This window comes from Phycisphaeraceae bacterium (assembly GCA_019636795.1).
Lineage (GTDB): Bacteria > Planctomycetota > Phycisphaerae > Phycisphaerales > UBA1924 > JAHBWW01.
Window position 1 is genome coordinate 142081 of sequence record JAHBWW010000003.1, and the last position, 21402, is coordinate 163482.

Here is a 21402-nt window from a genome sequence, read left to right on the forward strand (position 1 = left end):
TCAGGCTCCGGGGCCGCGCGAGGGTTGAGTGCTCGTGGACTCGAGGTGTGCTGCGAGATCCTCGATGGTTTGGCCGACTTCGTCGGTGAGGTTATCGATGCGGTTGCGGAGGTAGGTGTACGCGGCGGTGCAGGGGATTGCGACGATCAGGCCGAGCACGGTGGTGATGAGGGCTTGAGAAATGTTGCCGGCGAGTGCATCGGGGCGGACGGGACCTTCGGCTACGCGGATGGCATCGAAGGCGCCGACCATGCCTACGACTGTGCCGAGGAGGCCGAGCATGGGGGCGATGGCGGCGATGAGGTTGACACCATCGGTCAGGCGGTAGAGGCGTGCGACCTGGAGTTGGCCGACTTCTTCGATCGCGGACTTGAGTTCGAGAAATCCGAACGGGCTTCGGCTGCAGCGGAGGAGGGCTGCACCCATGACGCGTGTGAGGAAGGAGTCGTTGTCGGGCGAGTCGCAGTATGAGATGGCGGCTTCGATCTGGCCTGCGCGGAGGTGTTTGTCGAGGATTGCGATGGATTCTTCGGGCGCGAGGGCGGAGCGTCGGAGGCGCACGAGTTGTGCCACGATCAGAACAACGGCGACGAAAGAGAGGACGATGATGATGAGGCCGATCTCCCGCCCTTGAGCGATGTAGGTGAGCAGCGATCTGCTGGTGCCTGCGGCGGGTACGGTTGCGAACATGGCGTGTAGCAAATGCATGTCACCTCGTTTCTTCGCGGAGTGGGAGCGGGAGGGCTCGGGTGTGCTGCATGAGCAGTTGCTGCAACGGAGCCCATTGGGTTGCGGCGTGAGAAGCATATTGATTGCGGATCTCTGACAGGAGGGCATTGAGGCTTCGTGGGTCGGCGTGCTGATCGAGCGCGACGGCGCACTCGGCCAAGGCGAGTCCGGCGAGATAAGGGAGGCTCTCGCCGAATCGCGCGGGGAGGTGGAGAAGTTCGACGATGCCCGAGAGTCTGGTTTCGCGGTCGGTTTCCATGAGGAGCGAGCGCCCGATGCCGAGGCGGCACCATGCTTCGATCCACATTCGCTGGCGGGCGACTGGAACACGAGCCTCGGCATTCATGATGTCGAGCAAGGTGGCGCGGGCATCGGCGCGTTGCTGCGTGTCGCCGCATCTTGCGAGGATGATTGAGAGGGCAAGTTGGATGCCTGGATCGCGCTGTTCGCGGCTGTCGAGGTCGAGTTCGGGCGTGCCCTCAACGAGTCCGACTTCGAACTGGGCTGCATGGCGGTAGAGACGGCCGAGGATTTCGGCACGGCGTGGGGGTGAGGCATCGGTCGCGGACCATGCCACGATTTCATCGGCGTTTGCAAAGGCTTCGACCGCTGGGGTTGCGAGCCAGACTGGGGCGAGTGACGGAACAAGCCCGGTTTCGGGATCAACCGCAGGGCGGAGGACACCGACGATGAGCGACCGGTACGGCCCGTTGCCTTCACTGGTGAGGTACGCGAGCCAGGGCGTCACGGCGGCGGTGTGAGCACTGCGGCGCAGGCGACAGCGCAGAAGACCCTCGGCGACCATCGACGCCATTTCGCTCTGCGATCCTTCGTAACGATCGAAGAGTTGTTCGAACAGCGGCTCGGCGGTGACGGCGTCGCCGCGTTCGAGGCGGGAGCGTGCTCGCCAGGAGTCGACGGCGATAGGTTCGTACACAAGGGCGTCTTGGGCCTTATCGCCGGTGATTCGTCGAACAGAGTCCCAGCGGATTGTGCGTTGTACGCCGAATGGATCTTCGACGATGACACCTGCGAGACTGACGGCGTAGATCTTGCCTTGCGGCGGGGTGCGACCTGCGCGAAGTTCGAGTTCATCTGCGCATGCGGCTGCGCCGACCAGACCAAGGACGAGGGCGATTGTCCATCGCATCACGGTCCGTCTCCGACGTGCCTGAAGCGTCCGCCGCCGCTGTCGCGGGAAATTTCGCGCATCATGGCTTCGACGCGTGCGCGGGCCTGGGCATTGCCGATGTTGCCGAACATGATCGAGTGAATCGGAACCCGTGATCGTCGATTGAGCGATCGCACCTCGCCGGGAATTTCGGCTGCGAACTCGCCATCGGTCATGAAGTAGATTGCGTCGGGGGTTGGCTTCATGCTCAGGGCCATGCGGAATGCTTCGAGTGGCTCGGTTCCGCCCGAGGGCTCGATTTGCTCGATGCGCCGGCGGAGCAGCAATTTGTTCGACTTGTCTGCGCGGCGCCAAGCGAGTTCGCCCATCAACGGCGTGGACTGACTGGAAAAGAGGATGATAATGATTTCGGAGGTTTCGGCCAGTTCGGTTGCAGAGCGTGCGAGTTCGACCTTGGTGCGCCCCATGCGGTTCTCTGAGGCCATGGAGCCGGAGATGTCGACGATGTAAGCGAAGCGGGAACCCTTGGCTTCGAGGCCGAAGAAACTGGCACCGTCGCCGCTGAGCCCTCCACCTCCGGCTGCGGCATCGAGGGATCCTGAAGAGAGGTCGCCGCCTCCGGCTGCGATGTCGATATCAACGAGTTCGGTGGTGAGGGCGTCGATCTCGCCGCCGGTCATCTCGGCGGAAATTTCGATTTCGGTGAGGCTTGGTGGAGCCAGATCTGGGGCGTGTGTGGAGGAGAGTTGCACAGTGCTGTCGGCCAGCTGTGCGAGTTCGGCTTCGGTCAAGATTGCGAAGTCGACGATGGAAGACCCATCGCCGCCGGTGTCGGCGGGTTTGTAGGTGACGTTGAGAATGAGCGCGAGCAACGCTGCAACCAGATGGACCGCAACGCTTGCCAGAACACCGACGACGGAGGCCCGCTGCACCCACCACAGCAGGTTGTGGCTTTTGTTGATCGGTGCTGTCTGTGATTCGATCATGGTCGTGCCTTGCGAAGATCCTTGCACCCAGGGCGTGTGCTCTCAACAGCATCGGTCGATTTTGCGCTGTCCATGCACCCTTTACGGTTCGCGTGAGTGCTGCGCTTGGTTCTACAGATCCCCTTCTTACGGGTTGCATCGACTTGACCTGAGGGGTCCGAGACCGTTCAATCGCCCGGTTCAACCCACACACTGCGCGAGACCCGAATGCCAACTGCCCCATCGACAAGCCCGAGCACCCGGCCGACCCTTCACTCGATTCTGGGCCGGCCCCCTCGACGGGTGCTGCTGAAGATTTCCGGGGAGGCTTTTGCAAAGGCGGGGGAATTCGGGATTGATCCTGACGAGTTGACGCTGATCGCCAAGGAGATCGGGGACGCACATGCTGTGGGAGCGCAGGTTGCGGTTGTGGTCGGGGGGGGAAACATCATTCGGGGTGCTTCGCTCGCACGGTCGGGTGATATTCATCAGGCGACGGCAGACTACATGGGAATGCTTGGGACGGTGATGAATGCGGCTGCGCTCAAGGAAAAACTGTTGAGCATGGGGGTTGATTGCCGGGTGCAGTCGGCCCTGGAGATCAAGGCACTGGCGGAGCCATTTATTCGTGGTCGGGCGATCCGTCATCTTGAGAAGGGCCGGGTGGTGATTCTGGCTGCGGGGACGGGCAATCCCTTTTTTACAACCGACACATGTGCGGCGTTGCGGGCGAGCGAACTGGATTGCGATGTGCTGCTCAAGGCGACGAAGGTGGATGGAATCTACACGGCTGACCCGAACAAGGACAGTACTGCGATACGATACGATCACTTGACGTTTTCGGAAGCGCTGGCCAAGCGTCTTGCGGTGATGGACCTGACGGCGCTGGCGATGTGTCAGGAGCGGAAGTTGCCGCTGCTGGTGTTTGACTTCAAGAAGCCCCGGAACATCAGGCGTGTGATTGAGGGCGAGCCGATCGGGACGATTGTGACTGCGGATGCCTGACCTTTGGAGCAGGGTGGGCTTATGATGCTTGCGTTTTGGATTTTGCGATCGACTTTGCGGAGGTATGCATGATGACGACAGACCCTGACACGATTTTGCTGGAAGCCGAGGAGTCGATGCTCAAGGCGATCGATTATCTCAAGCATGAGTTTCAGGGGCTGCGGACAGGGCGTGCTTCGACGGCGCTGGTGGAGTACATCAAGGTGGACTACTACGGGAGTGCGACGGATTTGAAGTCGATTGCGGCGTTGAGCATTCCGGAGCCTTCGCAGATTCTGATCAAGCCTTTTGACGCGACGTCGCTCGGGGCGATCAAAACGGCGATTGAGCAATCGGGGCTTGGGCTGAACCCGCAGGTCGAGGCCAAGCAGATTCGGCTGAATATTCCGATGCTGACGAGCGAAAGGCGCCAGCAGCTTGTGGGGCAGGCCAAGAAGATGGCTGAGGAGCAGAAGGTGGTGATGCGCAACGCGCGGCGCGACGCGAACAAGCACGCGGACGGGCTCTCGAAGCAGGCGGGGCAGCACTTCTCGGAAGACGAGATCGACACGTTGAAGGAAGAGATTCAGGACATGCTCAAGAAGTATGAGACGCAGCTCGATGAGATGCTGACGAAGAAGTCGAACGAGATTACGGAAGTGTGAAAGAGCTCGCCAGGCGGTGGGCTTGGACTGAAGGACCGGATAGAAAAAGCCCGCGAACGAGTGTCGCGGGCTTTTGGTTTGTGAAGAAGAATGACGCAGTGATTCACCGGAACAGCAGGACGCGAGGCGAAGTCAGCAGGACGGGTTCGCGGCGGAGTTGCATGTTTGCGTTGATCGCATCGCGAAGGACTTCGAAGCGCCTTTCGCCGAGAAGCTCGCGAAGCGTGCCTGCGATGGGAGCCAGCGTGGCCTGCGTCGAGAGGCCTGCGGGCGCTTTGACGAACCCTCCGAGCATTTCGTCGATGAGGTCGGTGATGGATTTGGGGCCGGGGAAGTCCATGATTTCGAAATCGTCGAGATCAAGATCGGCTGCGAGTTCGTGGATGGCGTCATCGAGCCCGCCGATGGCATCGATCATGTTGAGATCGAGGGCTTGTTCGCCGAGGAAGAGGCGGCCTTCGGCTGTGCGACCGAGATCGATGCCGGGCCTGCCGGAGGAGACGCGGCTGGTGAACTGGTCGTAGGTCTGCTTCATGCGGTCGCGGATGAGTGCGCGTTCAACGTCGCTCCATGGGCGGGTGGAACTGAGGAGTTCGCTGCGTGGCCCGCGTGAGCGTTCGACGACGTTGATGTGGAGTTTGTCGTAGAGGCCTCCCATCGCGATCTTGCCTCCGACGACGCCGATCGAGCCGACGATGCTCGATGGATTGGCGTAAATGCGTTGACCACCCACGGCGATGTAGTAGCCGCCCGAAGCTGCCATTGAGCCGACGCTGACCCAAACTGGTTTTTCTTCGGCGAGGCGCTGAAGCCCCTGCCAGATAACTTCGCTTGCGATGGCGGAGCCGCCGGGGGAATCGATGCGCACGACGACGCCCTTGATCATGTCCTGTTCGAGAATGTCTTCGATGGCGTTACGAATGGTGCGACTTCCGACGCTTGAGCCGCCGAGGAACCCGCCAGAGGAGGACTCGCCATCCACGATCGCGCCATCGATGTGGAGGATGGCGATGGTGGGCGAGGTTGCGGTGTGTGATGGCTTCTTTGAGAGGATTGAGAAGAAGGCGAATGGGTTGGCCATATCGAATGAGGAAGAGGTGTCATCGTTGAGATCGAGCGTGAACTCGACTTCGGAGCCGTAGATGGTTTCGAGGTGGTCGTAGATGGTCGGGAGATCGACTGCGGCGTCGATGAGCCCGAGGGAGATGGCTTCGGCCTCGTTGGCCCACCAGCCATCGGACATGGCGCGATCGAGTTGCTGATCGTCCATGTTTCGGCCGTCCATGATGATCTGTCGCATGGTGCCGTACATCGCGTCGAGTAGCCCCGAGATGTTTTGTTCCCAAGCGGGGCTGGGCTGGGTCTTCATCATCATTTCGTCGGCGCCCTTGTAGTCGCCGATCTGCACGTAGTCGGGGTTCATGCCGATCCAAGTAAACGTATCGCGCAGGTACATCTCTTCCATATGCAGGCCCGAAAGCGAGACATTGCCGCCTGACTGGATGAGGATGGAATCGGCGAAACTACCGAGCAGGAGTTCGGGGTTGGCGTAGTTCTCGGCGAAGACATGGATTTTCTTGCCTGCTTCGCGGATACGAAGCATCGCCTGACCGAGTTCCTCGATGTGCGTGACATCGAGCGCGGCATCCTTGAGGCGAATAACGAGGCCTTCGATGTCGTCGTGGTAGGCCACTTCGTCGATTCGTTCGACGAGGCTTCGGAGGGTGTCACCTTCGGAACCCCCGAGCCAGGCGAATGGGCCGGGCTGCTGGGTGGGTGTGCCCGAGAGTTCAAGCCATGCAAGCCCGACGGGCTGGGCGGCTGCTCCGGACACTGCGACTTGCGAAACCAGGCCCGCAACACAAGCAAGCGAACGTGTGATCAAACTCATGCCTCACTCCGTAGATTAGGAAAATACGAACAAAGGTTAGGCCCGCTAGGGGACTGAAACATTCGTGGGTCGAGCGATGTGTCGCCTGATCGATTCAGACCAACGGTCAGTCGTACCCGAGATCCTCAAGATCATCCTCATCGAGCCCGAACTCGTGTCCGATTTCGTGCAGGAGCGTGATTCGGATCTGCTCGCGTACCTTTTCAATGCCGCCGGGTTGATCGAACCCGCCGGCGAGATCGATGATTCCGACGCGGAATAGGTGGATCTGCGATGGGAGACGCCATTGGTGCTCGATGCTGCGCTCGGTCGTGGCGATACCCGTATGAAGCCCGCACAAGGTTTCGGCTTCGCCTTCTTCGAGTTCAAGCCCGACCAGCAGGTCCGGAGTCGGCACGTCGAGCACGACCACGGGGACCTCGTCGATAATGGAGCGCACGCTGACGGGGAGGTCGGTGATGACTTCTTCGAGGAGCGTGTCGAACTGTTCACGGTTGTGTCGGTTCATGTGCGATCATCGAAGATGTCGGTCAGGCCGATGCCGGGTGCCATGATGACGCGGCGGATGCGCCATGCGTCAAGCGTTACGCCCCAGAGTGCGACGGTGAGCAGGAATGAACCGGCTGCGACAAGGATGACGCCGACGGTGTACAGCAGGTTGGTAATCGGGCCTGAGAACTGAGTTTGAATCAGGAGTGTCAGATCGCCTATGAGTGCGATGCCCGCTGCAGCTGCGAGTGCTCGCAAGGGCTGGCGATCGACACGACCGGAGCGTACAAGCACGCTTCGATGCGCGAGAATGAGCGCATTGGAATGCAGAAGGAGCACCATCGCGATGAGGCTGATGCCGAAGACCAGGCGAAGTGCGATGCGCAGCATCGGCATTTCGGTTGTGCTGCTATAGACGTAGTACTCGTAGGGATCGATGCGGAAGAACATGTACCATGCGGCGGCAATGAGTGGTGCATAGCACAACACGCCGAGAATCGCGCGGCGCACATTGCGTCGGTCCAGGCCTGCGTGAGGGCGGATGATCGCAATCGCGCCAAGACCCGAGGCGATGAGCGAGCCAATATAGAAACGAGACAACGGAACCACATCAGCAGATATGCCGAAGAATCGTTCGGAGAATTCACATGCGCGAATGACCCAGTTCAGGACTGCGGCACAAAATGCTGCGAAGGTCCACAGAAGAACCCCGATCTGGATGAGGCGGGGATGCTCGATGGGCTGCAACTCGTCGGCGTGCGGATCGACCAGCGCAAGGATGGACGCTTTGACGGGCAGACCGCACTCGCCGCACACGGACAGAATCGACAATCCTCGAAGATTGTACTGGCATCGGGCGCAATGGAGATCGCCGGTGAGTTCGCGCGCAATGAACTCGGTGCCTTGGGTACGGGGCAACTCAGGCAACTGGGTAGTCCGCTTAGCGAAGTCTTCCGGCACGCACACACTCCATCAGGAATCCCGACCAGTGAAAGCATACCTTCGCCCCGCCGCTGGCATCGGAAGCGAGCAGGCTTATACTGGACCTTGAGAGATCAGGAATCCATGCGCATACACCTTGACCGACTTCGCGAAAACGTCGCCCGAACTTTTCTGGGAAGCACCCGGCCGATTGATCGCCTTATCTGCTGCCTGCTGGCACGCGGGCACGCGCTGATCGAGGATGTGCCGGGGGTGGGCAAGACGGTGCTGGCGTCGGCCCTGGCGCGCAGCATTGATGCGGACTTTTCTCGCATTCAGTTGACGCCTGACCTTCTTCCTGCCGATGTGCTGGGCGTGAGCATCTATGAGCGGGAGACAGGGAAGTTTCACTTCAAGAAGGGGCCTTTGTTTGCCAACATTGTGCTTGCCGACGAGATCAACCGCACGACGCCGCGCACACAGTCGGCCCTGCTCGAAGCGATGAATGAAGCGAGCGTGACGATAGAGGGCGCTCCGGTTCCGTTGCCTCACCCGTTCATGGTTCTCGCGACGCAGAACCCGTATGAGTTTGAGGGCACATACCTGTTGCCCGAGAACCAACTCGACCGGTTTCTGATGCGTATCAGCCTGGGATATCCGTCGGCCGAGGTCGAAACGCACATGCTCGATTTGCGTCCGGCGCAGAATGTGCTGACGGACCTGAAACCGGTGCTGACACGCGACGATGTTATTGAAGCGCAGAAAATGGTTGACGCGGTGAAACTCGATGAGTCGCTGCGGCGGTACATCGTAGAACTCGCCGGTGCGACGCGGCGACACGAAGAGATTCAGGTCGGCATGTCGCCGCGCGGTGCGCTCGCGCTGGCACACGCTGCCAGAGCGACGGCCCTGCTCAATGATCGGGACTACGCCATTCCCGAAGATATTCTCGAAAATCTGATCGAAGTCGGCGGGCACCGCATCATTTCGCGCTCGTATCGCGCGGGGCAGAACTGGGAAGTCGCAGCCGGGCTGCTGCGGCAGATTGCACAGAGTGTGCCGAGCCCGATGTGACGGCAGTCGAGCAGGACGACAATGGAGAAACCAATGCCTCGCATGATCCGTCACGACGCTACAGGCCCGATTCGCATCGACCCTCAGGACAAGCCGATTTTTGTGTGCGCGTGCGGGTTGTCGCAGAAGTTCCCGCTGTGCGACGGCACTCATAAAGGCTGCAAGGATGAGCAGCCCGGCAAGGTGTATGTGTATGACGCGGAGCGGAAGAAGGTGATCGAGGAGCGTGACGAGGCTCAGCCGTAGGTTTTGGTATCGCCCGGAGCCATGGCCCACACTTCGACTTCGGCCGGTCGGAACGGCGTGATATCCTGGGCCAGCAGCGGGAAGGTCTTCCAGTGGATGGGAATGGCGATGCGTGGCTTGATCATCTCGGCAGCCATGCGCCCGAGTTCGGGGCCCATCGTGAAGCGATCCCCGACAGGGATGCACGCGATATCGGGGTTGTAGAGTTCGCCGATGAGGCGGAGGTCGCTGAAGAGGCCGGTGTCACCGAGATGGTAGATGGTCGCATTCTCGGCTTCGAAATGTGCGACGATGCCGCAGGGCTGGCCCATGTAGCGACCTTCGTAACTTGAAGAGTGGAAGGCCTGTGTAAAGGCGATCCAGCCGAAGGGCGTCTTGACCTTGCCGCCGGGGTTGCCGGGGTTGGTTTCGACGCTGTGCTCGCCCATGAATTCGCAGATTTCCCAGCATGCGATGACGGTCGCGTTGTTGGCCTTGGCGATCGCGACCGAGTCGCCGATGTGATCGCCGTGGCCGTGAGTAATGGCGATGTGATCGCACTTGATCTGATCGGGCTTGCGGGTTGCCAGGGGGTTGCCGGTGAGGAATGGGTCGATGACGAGGGTTCCGCCGGCGCTCTTGATGATGAAACCGGAATGGCCGAGATATTCAATGGTCAGCGGCATGATGTGCTCCTCTCGCGAAAGAAAGTATGGCAATGCTAGAGCGATCGGAGCGCAGAGGCGGCGCCGATGCAAGGCGATCACGAGAGCAGGGGTCTGCGTGTCGTCAAAACGGCTGGAGCACTTGTTAGAAAATCAGCGGACGTTGAGGCTGCCGACGTACTGGTTGAGTTCGTTGCGGCGTTTTTCGAGTTCGGTTCGGGCGGCTTCGATTTCGGTACGGATGGCTTCGAGCCGCGTCTCCTGCTCGCCCATGTTCTTGAGATAGCGGGCATAGAGATCCGTATTGCGGTCGATGCGGCCCATGTTTTCGCGGACGCGAGTCTGATCGGCCGCGATGTCGTTGCGTTCCTTCTCGAGCGCGGCGATCTGTCGCTCGACTTCGCTGACGCGCCCGGCAAGGCGAGCGGCCTCGCGCACCGCGGCCACGACCTGCTCGGATGCTTTGCCGTCGCGAGAGTAGGCCAGAAGGGTTTGCATGTTGTACTGAGTCACGGCAAACGACTGCCTGTCGGTGCGTTCGAGTTGCACTTCGAGCGCGACTGACTCGCTCGCAGCCGCCTGGACCTCGAAGCGGTACGCGCTTGGGGTCTCGCTGGCGGGTTTGGTTGTTCCTGCCAGATCCCAGCCACCTTGCTTGGTGTGTTCGACGATGATCGTGCGGTCACGCTTGGCGTCGTTGTTCTTGAAGGCGTAGTTGGTGGTCTGCACGCTGCGGCGAGTCTCCTCGATCATGCCGCCGACAATGCGAAGACTCATGACATTGGCGTCGAACTTTGATTCGGTCGTGGAGATGCAATCGAGATCGACGGCGTAGGCGAGGAGTCGCTGATCGCCGGCCGAGACGTGCCCGATCTGCGAATCCCCGGCGAATGCGGCGCCATCGAAGACGCTGATGGGCCCGGGCATGAGTTGCAGGCCCGAGGTGTTGTTGATTTCGACGCCGCGCATCGGGCTCTTGAGCCCGTCGTTGACGTTGAAGATGCTCACGCGACGGCCTTCGACGGCCGAAGCCAGAATCGGCAGCATGGCCGAGCGGCGGCGGCTGATGGTGACCGGGCGATCGAGTTGATACTGGAAGACTTCGCCGACTTCGGCTGCGCTGGCTTGTGCGCGGGCGGCGTACTCGGCCATGTCGCGAGCGGAGTAGCTGAGTGGTGACTGGCCACCACCCCCCGGTCCCGCTCGCTCCCTCAACGCGTCCAGTTCCATCGCTGGAGCTGGCGAGGCTGCCATGGAACGGCGGACACTCCGCGCATCATCAATCGCCAAGCCTTCCTTGCTCATCACATCGCCCTCATACGCCCGCGCGATCACGCCTGCTGTCACGGGCACGGGCAGTTCGGGCCGATCGAGGAACAGGGGCTGATAGAGATCCATGCGGAAGCCGACCGGTTGACCGGCGACCAGCGAAAGTTTGATGTTGGTCCAGTCTTCATCGGTGGTGTTCTCGACGATGGCCCAGCCCTGAAGCGTCGGCTCGCCGCCCGAATCATCGGGCATGACGAGGCGGTAACTGGTCTTCCAGACGGGCATTTCGTGCACATACGCCACGAGCACGCGGCGCGAGCCCTGGCCCCTGAGAACAAGATCGACGGCCTTGGTGTTGTCGGCCCGATGCTCGGCCAAGGCTTCGAGTGCTTTTGCCAACTCGGCCTTGAGCATCTCATCGAGAATCTCGAACGACGAAACTTGCGTCAGATCGACGCTGCGCACGCCCGAGGGCGTCATGAGGTTGACGTATGGGCGCTCGGCGATGGTGTCTTCGCGCGTGACGACGGGGCGTTCTTCGACGCCGACGACGACGCCGGAGACAGGCCCTTCGGTCGTGCGCAGTTCAAGCCGAGCGCCGCGCAGGCGGTTGATCAGCGTGCCCATCGAGGGGTTGTCGGCGATGTTGACCGCGAAACTGGCCAGGCGCCGGGCGAGGGGTTCCTTCGAGCCGTAACTCGCGCCTTCGATGTCCCCGCCGTCGAGATCGAGGGCGATCATCGACTTGAGGATGTCGTTGATCTGATCGGTGGCAAAGCGGAGTTGGACGGTGGTGTCGTCCTGCACGAGCCCGGCACGCTCGAAGTAGCCGACGCCGGAGCGGTACAGGGTCAGGTTCGTCACGGGCAGCGGCGTATCGCTGGCTGCCAGAACCACATTGCCCGCACTGCCGCACACCGCAATCAGAATCAGGCCGACTACGTTTCCGCGCACCATGACTGTCTCCTTTGGGGTTCACACGCTCGGTGACCACATGAACTGTATCGACCCTGCGGGCGGCGCGGTTCCAGGATTTCAAAGTGTTGCGTTGCAGTGACACAGCGCGCGCAGCGGATACAGTCCCCGCGCGATGCCGATGCCCCCCACGCCTGCCGCCGAGCCGAGCCTGCATGCCGACGACGTGCGCGCGCTGATTGCCGCGATCGAAGGCGAGTTTCGGCCAGGACTGCACGATCGCATGCTGTACGCCACGGACGCTTCGCTGTATCAGGTCGAGCCGCTGGGCGTGCTGATCCCGGCCGACATCGAGGATGTGGTGCGCGCGGTGCGTGTGTGCGCGGCCCGCAACCTGCCGATGCTGCCGCGCGGCGGAGGCACAAGCCTTGCCGGGCAGTGTACGAACCGGGCGGTGGTGTTTGATCTGTCTTCGCGCTGTCATCGGCTGCTGGATGTCGATATCGAGCGTCGCCGGTGCCGGGTCGAGCCGGGCATCACCATCGACGATCTGAACGAGCGGCTGCGCCCGACGGGCCTGTTCTTTGCCCCCGATCCGGCGACGAGTCGCCACGCAAACATCGGCGGGTGCATCGGCAACAACGCGGCGGGCGCGCGGTCGATCCGCTACGGCCGCACGAGCGAGTCGCTCATCGCTCTGGACGTGTGTCTTGCCGATGGAACCCGGCTGACGTTCGAGCCCGGGGCGGCCCGGCGTGATGCGCGGGTGCGCGACCTGACGCTGCGCGTGTGCGAGGTTGTGTCGCAGCATGCCGATCTGATCCGTCAGCGGTTCCCGAAGACCGTGCGCCGCAACGCGGGCTATGCGCTTGACCTGGTGCTGGCGCAGCTTGATGCAGCGGGCGGCGATCCGCTCGCGGTGAATCTCGCGCCGCTGCTGTGTGGATCGGAAGGAACGCTGGCCGTCACGCTGGGGGCCGAGCTTGCCCTGCATCCGGTGCCGGTGGCGCGCGGGCTTGCGGTGGCGGCGTTCCCGACGCTCGACGATGCGATGGATGCCCTGCTGCCGATTCTGGCGCTCGGGCCCACGGCGGTCGAACTGCTCGACGATCTGGTGATCTCGCTGGCCCGGGCGCAGACGGAATATAAGCACTACGTCGATCTTCTGCCGCATCCTGGCGGCCAGTCGCCCGAAGCCGTGCTGTATGTGGAGTTTTCTGCCGAGCACGACGCAGCCGAGATCGCGGCGGCGTTCGATCGTCTGCGGGCCCTTCTCCCCGAAGATCGGCTCGCGTGCCATACCGATGCGGGCGCGATGCTCGACGCCTGGAAACTGCGCAAGGCCGGCGAGCCGCTGCTCCACGGCGTGCCGGGCGACCGCAAGCCGATCACGTTTGTCGAGGATAACGCTGTGCCGCCCGAGCGGCTGGCCGAGTTTGTGCGGCGGTTCCGCGCGATCGTGGCCGAGCACGGCACAACGGCGGCGTTTTATGCTCACGCCTCGGTCGGCGTGCTGCATGTCCGGCCCCTGCTGGATATCAAAGACGCGGGCGATCGCGCGGCGATGCAGTCGATCGCGGTCCAGGTCGCGGATCTCGCAAAAGAACTGGGCGGAGTCATGAGCGGCGAGCACGGCGACGGGCGGGTCCGCGGGCCTTTGCTCGAACGATTCTTCGGTCCCGAACTGATGGCCGCGTTCGGCGCCGTCAAGACGATCTTCGATCCTGCGAACCTGCTCAATCCCGGCAATATCGTCGCTCCGGGCCCGATTGCGTCGATGGCCGCGAGCCTGCGCGTCGAGCCGCGCGGCGTGCCGGTGCGCGTGGCCGAGGTGGACACGTTCTACGACTACGCCGACCAGCACGGTTTCGCGCATGCGGTCGAGATGTGCAACGGGGCCGGTGTGTGTCGCAAGAAAAGCGGCGGCACGATGTGCCCGTCGTACATGGCGCTCCTCGATGAACGCCACGCCACGCGCGGGCGGGCCAACGCGTTGCGCATGGCGATGACGGGTCAGATGTCGCCCGACGGCTCGCCCGCCCTCAACGACGCCCAGACCATCGCGACGCTGGATCTGTGTCTCTCGTGCAAAGCCTGCAAGACCGAGTGCCCGAGCAATGTTGACGTGGCCCGGCTCAAGGCCGAGTATCTGGCGCTGTCGGATCGCGCGGCCGGGCGGGTGCCGCTGTCGCGCCGGGCGGTCGGAAGCGTGCATGTGCTCAACCGCATCGCGTCACTGACGCCGGGGCTTGCCAATGCGTTCAATGCCTCGCGGCTGGGCAAGGCGATCCTGTCGCAGACGCTCGGGGTTGATCCGCGTCGCACCATGCCCGCGTTTGCCGAGCCGCTTTTCAGGCAATGGAAGCGAGCGGCGGCGCGCGATCCGGGTCCGGCTGCCTCGGCCCCGCGCGTGATCCTGCTGGCCGACACGTTTACCGCGTTCAATGAGCCGCACCTCGCGCTGGCGGCGCGGCGGGTGCTGGTGCAACTGGGCTATCGCGTCGAACTGTTCCTCGGGTCCGACTTCGGGCGGGCGGCGATCAGCGCGGGTCTGCTGCCGGCGGCGATCGACGACGCAGCGGGCTTGCTCGACCGGCTGGGGCCGATGCTCGACGCCGCGGATGCTCCGGTGTTTCTGACGCTCGAACCCTCGGTCCACAGCGCGATCATCGACGACTGGCTGAGTCTGAAGATTCCCCGCCCTCTTGCCGACCGGCGTCTGCTGGCGTCGCGCACGTTTGCGATCGAGGATTATCTGGAAACGCACTGGCTCGATCATCCCGTCGAGCCTGCCCTCGCGCCGCTCAGCGCCGACGTGCTGATCCACGGCCATTGCCATCAGAAAGCCCTGACGTCCACCGCCCCCACCGCCCGGCTCGCGGCGCGGCTGACGGCGGGGAGTGTGCGGGTGCTCGACACCGGCTGCTGCGGCATGGCCGGGAGTTTCGGCTACATGAAAAAGCGTTACGACCTGTCGGTGAGCATCGCGAACCTGTCGCTGCTGCCGGCGCTGGCGGCGGCTCCGGCGGCGCTGCTGATGGCCAGCGGGACAAGTTGCCGCCACCAGGTGCGCGAACTGGCGGCTCGTGAAGCGCTGCACCCGATCGAGGTGATGGCCCGGGTGCTCTGAAACGTGTTTCGCCTGCACGCTCACCTCCCGCCGAGCCGGGTGACCATGTCATCAAACTCGGCGAGCACGCGAGTGAGCGCTTCGGTCGCCGCTGCAGGGTCCAGGATGCGGGCCGCGTACAGTCCGACCTGGCTCCGGGGCGGAAACGCTTCGCCCGTCGCCAGCATCGTGCGCACTCTGGGCACGAACACCCACGCCAGCCACTGCGGGAAGGTCATCGTGTCGCACCCGAACGCGCCGACGACCTCGAGAGGCCCATCTGGGGCCGGTCCCGGCCAGAGCCCGGCTTCGTGCATCGCCGCCTCGATGCGTTCGAGCAGGGCCGAGACGGCTGCATCATCGCGCGCGTGGCCTTCGGTCGCGGGCGGGGCCACCTCGAGTACGAAGCGCAGCAGATCCGTCATCCGCTCGATCGGCGGCGGCTCGTCAGTGGGCAGGCTCGCATCGACCGTCACCAGCAGCAGTCTGAACCCGAGTTCGAGCTTTGTACCCTCCGCCCCGACCGGCTCGTGACGGATGCGGACGGCCCTGATGGCTGCCCCGAGTGCGTGGCGGTGGCCCTCGTGCAGGCCGATGCGGGCGAAGGCTTCGACGATCGGCGTCAGGCCGTGATGCACAATGCCCGCGATCCGCTCAAACTTCCCGCCGAGCGATTCTTCGAGGATCAGCAGTTCGATGTCTCCGCCGCTGGCCAGTTCCATCTGCATGGCCCACGTCGGCTCGGTAGTGCGAAGCATGCGCACACCCAGCTCAAAGCGTTCGGCGGCGGAGTCTGCTTCGTGCATGGCGATGGCGTGCGGCGCGCGGGCCTCGAGTCAAGTCTCACTGCCGGGGGCGCGATCATCGGCCGTGAGAGTTTCTCCGCCAAAGGCCGACGCGACCTGGTGTTCGACGAAGTCTCCGGTCTGGTCGTCGTCCCATACCGGGACGGTGCAGCGCAGGATTCCGTTTTCGAAGCGCAGTTCGCGGCCTCCGATCAGTTCGTCGTCGATCCAGATGGTGTGCAACTGAGTGCGCACGATGCCGGCGTAGGCCGGATCGCCCAGTGCCAGACCGATGCCGCCCAGGATTCTTCCCAGCCCGCTGCGGTAGAGCCTCAGATCGCGTTCATCGTTGAGCAAAAGGCCCGCCGGATCAGCGCACAGACGCACATTTCGCCCGATCATGTCGCTGATGCGCTTCATCTGCCTCGGGGCGACGTGATCGAACCATGCCTGTCCGGCATCAGGTGTGCCTTCGGCGGGAATCTGGCGTGTGGTGCCGTCGAACTGGGGAAGGATCTCTTCGGGCAGGGCGGCGGCCACCCCGCAGCCGAGGGCGACCAGTTGATTCGGGCCGATGGCCTGCACATTCTCGCCCGTGGCCATGCGCAGGACGATGGCGTTGCCGTCGGCCACGAGGTAGCGCCAACTGCTTGCGTGAACCGGCTCGAAGCGCAGGCAGTTCATCCGTCCGATCAGCGGCACGAACCGCGCGATCGTGGGCAGGACTTCGATCCAGGGCTTCATGAACTCGTCTTCGAGCCACGTGATATAGCCGTCGATCTGCGCCCGCAGGTCGTCCTCGATCGGCCAGTGCATCTCATTGAACGTCACCACGGCGCGCACCTCGAAGCCCAGCGCTTCTGAGACGGCCGCGGTGGTGGCGGGCAGGGCAAAGGTGGGCGGAAGCGTCTCGAGTTCGCTGTGGGACGGATACGGCTGGACATCATCCCAGACGCGGCACTCAAGCGCGGGCGCCGCCTCGATGAGCCGGGCCGCCAGCGAACCGGGCTCAACGTCTTCATCGTCGCCATAGGTGCTGAGCGTGTCGCCGACGGCCGCCGCGATCAGGCCGAGGCTGTCGATCGCTTCTCCGGTCGCTTCGCCCAGCGCGCTCAACATCTCTTCGGCGAGTTGTTCGAGTCCTTCGGGCCCGCCGTAGAGCAGTTCGATCGAGGCGACCAGATCGAGTTTCCAGTCTCCGTCCTCGAAGATCATGATGGCAGGCAGGGGCGGGCGTGTAGCGGCGAACTCGGGACCGGGTTCGATAGGGATCATCCATCCATCGCTGTGCGGTTCGGGCTCACCGAGCGTCACGGAGTCGAACTCGCTCGTCGAGCCCGAGAATCCGCCGGCGTCGCGTGTGCGCCGGCTCAGGAGCGCGAGCATGGCGGCATCATCGCGTCTGGTGTTGGCGGCCAGAAAGCGGCGCAGGCTCTCCAGCGCGGCAGCGGCGTCGTCGTGCATGGTCGTTCCCCCGGTTCGTACCCCAAGCGCGCGTGCTGCGCTCGTGAACAGTGTACCGCGCACGCGTGCCCCGCGCGCTGCGGGCTCGCCGATGCTGTATCGTTCCATGCGGCCGGACCCGAGAAAAACCGCTTTGATTCACCCTGATGAGGTGGGATTGGCGGGCAGGACGGGGATGCCGACGGGCAGGGCGGCGGCGCCGGGAAGTGGTTGTATGGGCCAGGCGGGCTGGGCGACCGGGCGGGTTGGCAGGCTAGTCTGGCAGTCTGGCGAACTTATCTGTCTGACTGGTGATTTGTTTCCGCCCGTGGTAGCTCCATTTCCCCTCGCGGGAGCTCCATTTCCCCTCGCGGGAGCTCTGGAATCCTTCGATGACACGACAAAATCCCTCGATGACACGATAGGACCCTTCGATGACACGATAAAACCTGTCGATGACACGATAAAACCTGTCGATGACACGATAAAACCTGTCGCTGGAGCTCTGGAATCCTTCGATGGAGGAGCATTTCCCTTCGCTCGCGGAGCATTTTCGAAGGAGTTTGCTGCATTTTCCTTCGCTTGCGCTCCATTTCCCTTGGCTTTTGCTCCATTCTTGAAGGTCCAGATCGCGTTCTCGCGAGCCTGAGCCGCGTTTTCGTGGCCTTCAGGGCCTCTGAAGCGGGTATTCGCCCCATAAGCCACCCCCTCCCGGGTGCCGGGGCCATAGCCCTGCATGGCCACGAGCAGCGACCGGGTGCCGTGGTCATGGCCCTGCATGGCCACGAGCAGCGACAACCCCGAGACCAACGAAGGCGCAAGAACCTCGCCCGCCGTTCCGCCCGTCCGGGTGTCCGCCTCATCGCAGGGGCTGTACACTGTGGCCGCAATGGACCCGGCCACCTCGCCATCTCCCGCCCCCAGGCCCACCCTCAACGGCCAGAGCGCGAACCCCTTCGACTGGCGCGCGTTCTGGAAGGCGGCCGACGCGGGAGCGGTCATCGAAGTCGCGCATGTGACGTTTGACCGAGAGTCTGACGCCGGCCAACTCGCGCGCCTTCGCAGCCGCGTCTTCAAGGAACGCGTGCGCTTTGTGGACTGCCGGTTCCACGCGCTGGTGGACCTGGCCATGGCGCGTTTCGAGAAGTCGCTCTATCTGGTGGACTGCACATTCGAGCAGGGGCTGTCGCTGCGCGATGTGGACGTCCGCAGCCGTCTCTCGCTCCGCGGCTCGACCATGCGCGACGACGCCCGTTTCTGGCTGGACTGGCGCGGCCTGCGCGTTGGAGCCGACATGAGCCTGATCGGCGCGACCGCCTACGCGCCGATCGACCTGTACAACGCGACCATCGGGCAGGATCTGCGCCTTGACGGTCTGCACGCGCTCACAAAGGGGAAGGCGACAGAAGAAGTCGCGAAGAACCAAACCCTCGGCGTGATCGACCGCAACCACGTCGCCCGCGAGATGGTGGGAAAGGCGATCAATCTGGAAGGGGGGGAAATCGGCAGGAATGTCATCGCCTACCCCTTCAACGATCGATCGACGACGATCAAGGGTCAGTTCGACCTTCGGGCCAGAGTAACGGGGCAGGTGCAGTTCAGCAACTCCGTCGTCGATGCTGGCACGGGCGGCACGGCTGTGGATCTTGAGTCCGCCACTATCGGCGACTCGGTCTTCTTCATGGATGGCACGCGGATCACGGGAGCGGTTGATCTTCGAGCCAAAGTAACGGGGCAGGTGAGCTTCAACAACGCCGTCGTCGATGCTGGCACGGGCGGCACGGCTGTGGATATGGCGGAGGCCGCCATCGGCGGCTCCGTGTTTTTTCAGAATGGCACACGCATCACGGGAGCGGTCGATCTTCGAGCCAAAGTGGCAGGGCAGGTGGCTTTTACCAACGCCGTCGTCGATGCGGGCACGGGCGGCTTGGCTGTGAATATGTGGTCCGCCGAAGTCGGCAGCTCGGTCTTCTTCGTGGATGGCACACGTATCACGGGAGCGGTCGATTTTCGAGCCAATGTAACGGGGCAGGTGGCGTTCTTGAACGCCGTCGTCGATGCGGGCGGTGCCCCGAACACCATCGCCTTCGAATCTGCCGACATCGGCGGCACCTGTTTTCTGCGCGAGCGGACCCTCTTCATCGGCTCAATCAACTTTCTGAAAGCACGACTGCGCGGCGGACTCACCTGTTCGGACATTTTCGATCAAACGACGTTCGATCGACCCGGCTCGGGCGGCGGTGGGACGCCCCGCCAGTGCCTCTGCATCACCGGCGGCATCGATCTTGATTTTGCCGAGGCCCATGGCCCGGTGGTGCTGCACGGTGTCGGCATCGGGGGCAATATCAGAGCCCGGCATCTGACCGTCCACGGCGACCTGCACCTCTGCGGCGGAGTCGCGGGCACGGTGGACAAAGCGTCAACAGAGGCTCGCGATGCGTTTGTCGAACACTACAGAACACTGCACACCGCCCATCTCGCAGCCCTCAAGGCTCGGGACCAAGCGGACACGCCCACTGCCAAACTCGATGAGGCCGTTGAGAAGGCACACTCGGCATTAGAAGACCATCTGAGCACCATTTTGCCTCGGGAGTGGGAAGATTGGGAATACGAGTTTCCCGAAATAGGCTGGCAGGACTGGGACACCGCCAGTTCGCCCGCTGACGCAACCCAGACCGCCCTCGACCTCGAACTGGCCGACATCCACGGCCACGTCTGGATCAAGGGCACGCGAGTGCTGGGCACTGTCAGGCTCGATGACGCCGAAATCGTCGGTGAAGCCAACTTCGAGAAGGCGATGATCCACGGCGACCTGCTGATGCGCTCGGCCAGCGTGCGCGGAAGAGTCTTTGCCGACGAAAAAGCGAGCGACGGCCCCTGTCCGCAGGTCACGGGCACGGTCGATGCGCGCGGAGCCAGGCTCGCGCAGGTCAGCATCAGCCTCGTGCGGAGCGACGGCGACACGATCCCGCAGGCCATCGTGATGAGCGGTTCCACGGTCGATTCGTTCGAGGTGCGCGGCCGACCACCCGAGGGCCCCGGGAAACGGCGCTTCAACATGCACCGCATGAACTTCGCAGGTCTTGACGTGTCTGCCTTTATCTGCGACCGACCCGTGAGCATGAGCATGCGAGATTGGCTGCGGATCGGCGCGTTTGTCGGTCTGATCGCGCTGGCCGCGCTCGTGCTTCATCTGGGTGGCTCGCCGCCTGGCAGCGTGCTGGTGTCGATCGTCATCGGAGTGTACTTTCTTATCGCTTGTGGGCTCGCCATGCCCGTGCTGGCGCCACTCACCGGGCATGCTGTACGCAAACCTGTACTCGACTTTCTCGATCACACAAAGTTCAGCGCCGCGTTTTATCTCGGGGTGGAGCGATGGGCAAGGGCACGCGGCAATGATCCGCTGGCTGACGAGGTTTTCCTCAGCCGTCGCAAGAGGGAATTGATAGAACGTCGGGCTCGCATGGCAGGGACCTCTTCAGATCAGAAAAAACAGAGGGTCTGGCATGACCGAGACTTCACATGGTTCTGGCGCTACTGGGTGATCGAATTCCTCTTCGGCTACGGCGTGCGACCCGGGCGCGTTGTTCACTTATATCTGCTCCTCTGGCTGCTCAACTGGGCCGTGTTTCTGCCCGCTTTCAGCGTCGAGCGGCCGCTGTCGTTCGAGGTTGCGGCTGAAACCGACTCTGCCGCTGCCCAAGGCAGCCTCGACGAGCGCCAGAAACAGGCCCACGTCGCGGGTACGCCCAATCTCTGGCCCGGCGAGGGCGGAAGGCCCGGGCCCGAGGACCACTGGGGCGCGCAGCGGGCCTTCTTCATGGCGCTGCGGCTCCAGATCCCGCTCGTGGACCTCTTCGTCGACAAACCCTGGAAGCCCGCCGACCGGGCCATGTTTGCGGGCGGCGAAAAAACCGGTGGCTGGCATCTGACGTACGAAAACTACGCCGCGGCCATGCGCGCGATCAACCTGATCCTCCTGCCCGTCGTCATCGCCGGGGCCGCGGGCTTTCTCAAGCCGCGCGATCGCGGCGAACACGGCACCTGACCGGCGCTGCGCCGCTGCCCGGCCAGAGAACATGTGCAGGCCGGGGCATGTCCCTGTATACTGCCCGTTGCCACGGCGGTCCGGCGCGGGCCG

The 21402-nt window shown here is 63.1% G+C and carries 16 protein-coding genes; 6 read left to right on the forward strand and 10 right to left on the reverse strand.

Annotated features, from left to right (window positions below):
* The 3 genes from KF757_06745 to KF757_06755 are packed head-to-tail and all read right to left on the reverse strand — an operon-like array spanning position 1 to position 2847.
* The gene (locus tag KF757_06745) at positions 1-690 is read right to left on the reverse strand and encodes a MotA/TolQ/ExbB proton channel family protein (GenBank protein ID MBX3322672.1); all 690 of its coding nucleotides are present in this window, start codon (positions 688-690) and stop codon (positions 1-3) included.
* 19 nt (positions 691-709) lie between these two features.
* Positions 710-1882 (reverse strand): hypothetical protein, encoded by a 1173-nt coding sequence (locus KF757_06750; GenBank protein MBX3322673.1) that lies wholly within the window; start codon positions 1880-1882, stop codon positions 710-712.
* Entirely contained in the window at positions 1879-2847 is a 969-nt protein-coding gene (locus tag KF757_06755) for a hypothetical protein (GenBank protein MBX3322674.1), read from the reverse strand. Before KF757_06755 ends, KF757_06750 begins: the two co-directional genes overlap by 4 nt.
* 207 nt (positions 2848-3054) lie before the next feature.
* Here KF757_06755 and pyrH point away from each other — a divergent pair, with 207 nt between their 5' ends.
* Together pyrH and frr are read left to right on the forward strand one after the other, a co-directional pair.
* Positions 3055-3831, forward strand: coding sequence for a UMP kinase (gene pyrH, locus KF757_06760; protein ID MBX3322675.1), 777 nt, complete (start codon positions 3055-3057; stop codon positions 3829-3831).
* A gap of 68 nt (positions 3832-3899) precedes the next feature.
* The gene (frr, locus tag KF757_06765; protein ID MBX3322676.1) at positions 3900-4475 is read left to right on the forward strand and encodes a ribosome recycling factor; all 576 of its coding nucleotides are present in this window, start codon (positions 3900-3902) and stop codon (positions 4473-4475) included.
* 103 nt (positions 4476-4578) lie between these two features.
* Here the strand turns inward: frr and sppA are convergent, their stop codons facing one another.
* The 3 genes from sppA to KF757_06780 form a co-directional block, all read right to left on the reverse strand.
* Positions 4579-6366 carry a signal peptide peptidase SppA gene (gene sppA, locus KF757_06770; protein MBX3322677.1) on the reverse strand — a complete coding sequence of 596 codons (1788 nt, stop codon included), beginning with the start codon at positions 6364-6366 and terminating at the stop codon, positions 4579-4581.
* 106 nt (positions 6367-6472) lie between these two features.
* Complete coding sequence (locus KF757_06775) at positions 6473-6874, reverse strand: metallopeptidase family protein (GenBank protein MBX3322678.1); 402 nt, start codon at positions 6872-6874, stop codon at positions 6473-6475.
* Positions 6871-7686, reverse strand: a complete 816-nt coding sequence (locus KF757_06780; GenBank protein MBX3322679.1) for a hypothetical protein — start codon at positions 7684-7686, stop codon at positions 6871-6873. Before KF757_06780 ends, KF757_06775 begins: the two co-directional genes overlap by 4 nt.
* A 234-nt stretch (positions 7687-7920) precedes the next feature.
* On the opposite strand from KF757_06780, the gene KF757_06785 reads away from it, so the two are divergent.
* Both KF757_06785 and KF757_06790 read left to right on the forward strand, forming a co-directional pair.
* Complete coding sequence (locus KF757_06785) at positions 7921-8850, forward strand: AAA family ATPase (protein ID MBX3322680.1); 930 nt, start codon at positions 7921-7923, stop codon at positions 8848-8850.
* A gap of 33 nt (positions 8851-8883) precedes the next feature.
* Positions 8884-9096: a CDGSH iron-sulfur domain-containing protein gene (locus tag KF757_06790; GenBank protein MBX3322681.1), complete on the forward strand. Its 213-nt coding sequence runs from the start codon at positions 8884-8886 to the stop codon at positions 9094-9096.
* Here KF757_06790 and KF757_06795 read toward each other — a convergent pair.
* Entirely contained in the window at positions 9087-9761 is a 675-nt protein-coding gene (locus KF757_06795; GenBank protein ID MBX3322682.1) for a metal-dependent hydrolase, read from the reverse strand. The genes KF757_06790 and KF757_06795 overlap by 10 nt on opposite strands.
* Before the next feature lie 132 nt (positions 9762-9893).
* A complete protein-coding gene (locus tag KF757_06800; GenBank protein ID MBX3322683.1) occupies positions 9894-11966 on the reverse strand; it encodes a hypothetical protein in 2073 nt (690 codons plus the stop codon).
* A 139-nt stretch (positions 11967-12105) separates the two neighbouring features.
* Between KF757_06800 and KF757_06805 the strand changes: the two genes are divergently transcribed.
* Complete coding sequence (locus tag KF757_06805; protein ID MBX3322684.1) at positions 12106-15054, forward strand: FAD-binding protein; 2949 nt, start codon at positions 12106-12108, stop codon at positions 15052-15054.
* Between the two features lie 20 nt (positions 15055-15074).
* Here the strand turns inward: KF757_06805 and KF757_06810 are convergent, their stop codons facing one another.
* Positions 15075-15839: a YqcC family protein gene (locus KF757_06810; GenBank protein MBX3322685.1), complete on the reverse strand. Its 765-nt coding sequence runs from the start codon at positions 15837-15839 to the stop codon at positions 15075-15077.
* A gap of 30 nt (positions 15840-15869) precedes the next feature.
* Positions 15870-17390, reverse strand: a complete 1521-nt coding sequence (locus tag KF757_06815; GenBank protein ID MBX3322686.1) for a hypothetical protein — start codon at positions 17388-17390, stop codon at positions 15870-15872.
* Between the two features lie 607 nt (positions 17391-17997).
* Between KF757_06815 and KF757_06820 the strand changes: the two genes are divergently transcribed.
* Positions 17998-21309 carry a hypothetical protein gene (locus KF757_06820; GenBank protein MBX3322687.1) on the forward strand — a complete coding sequence of 1104 codons (3312 nt, stop codon included), beginning with the start codon at positions 17998-18000 and terminating at the stop codon, positions 21307-21309.
* Positions 21310-21402: the final 93 nt, after the last annotated feature.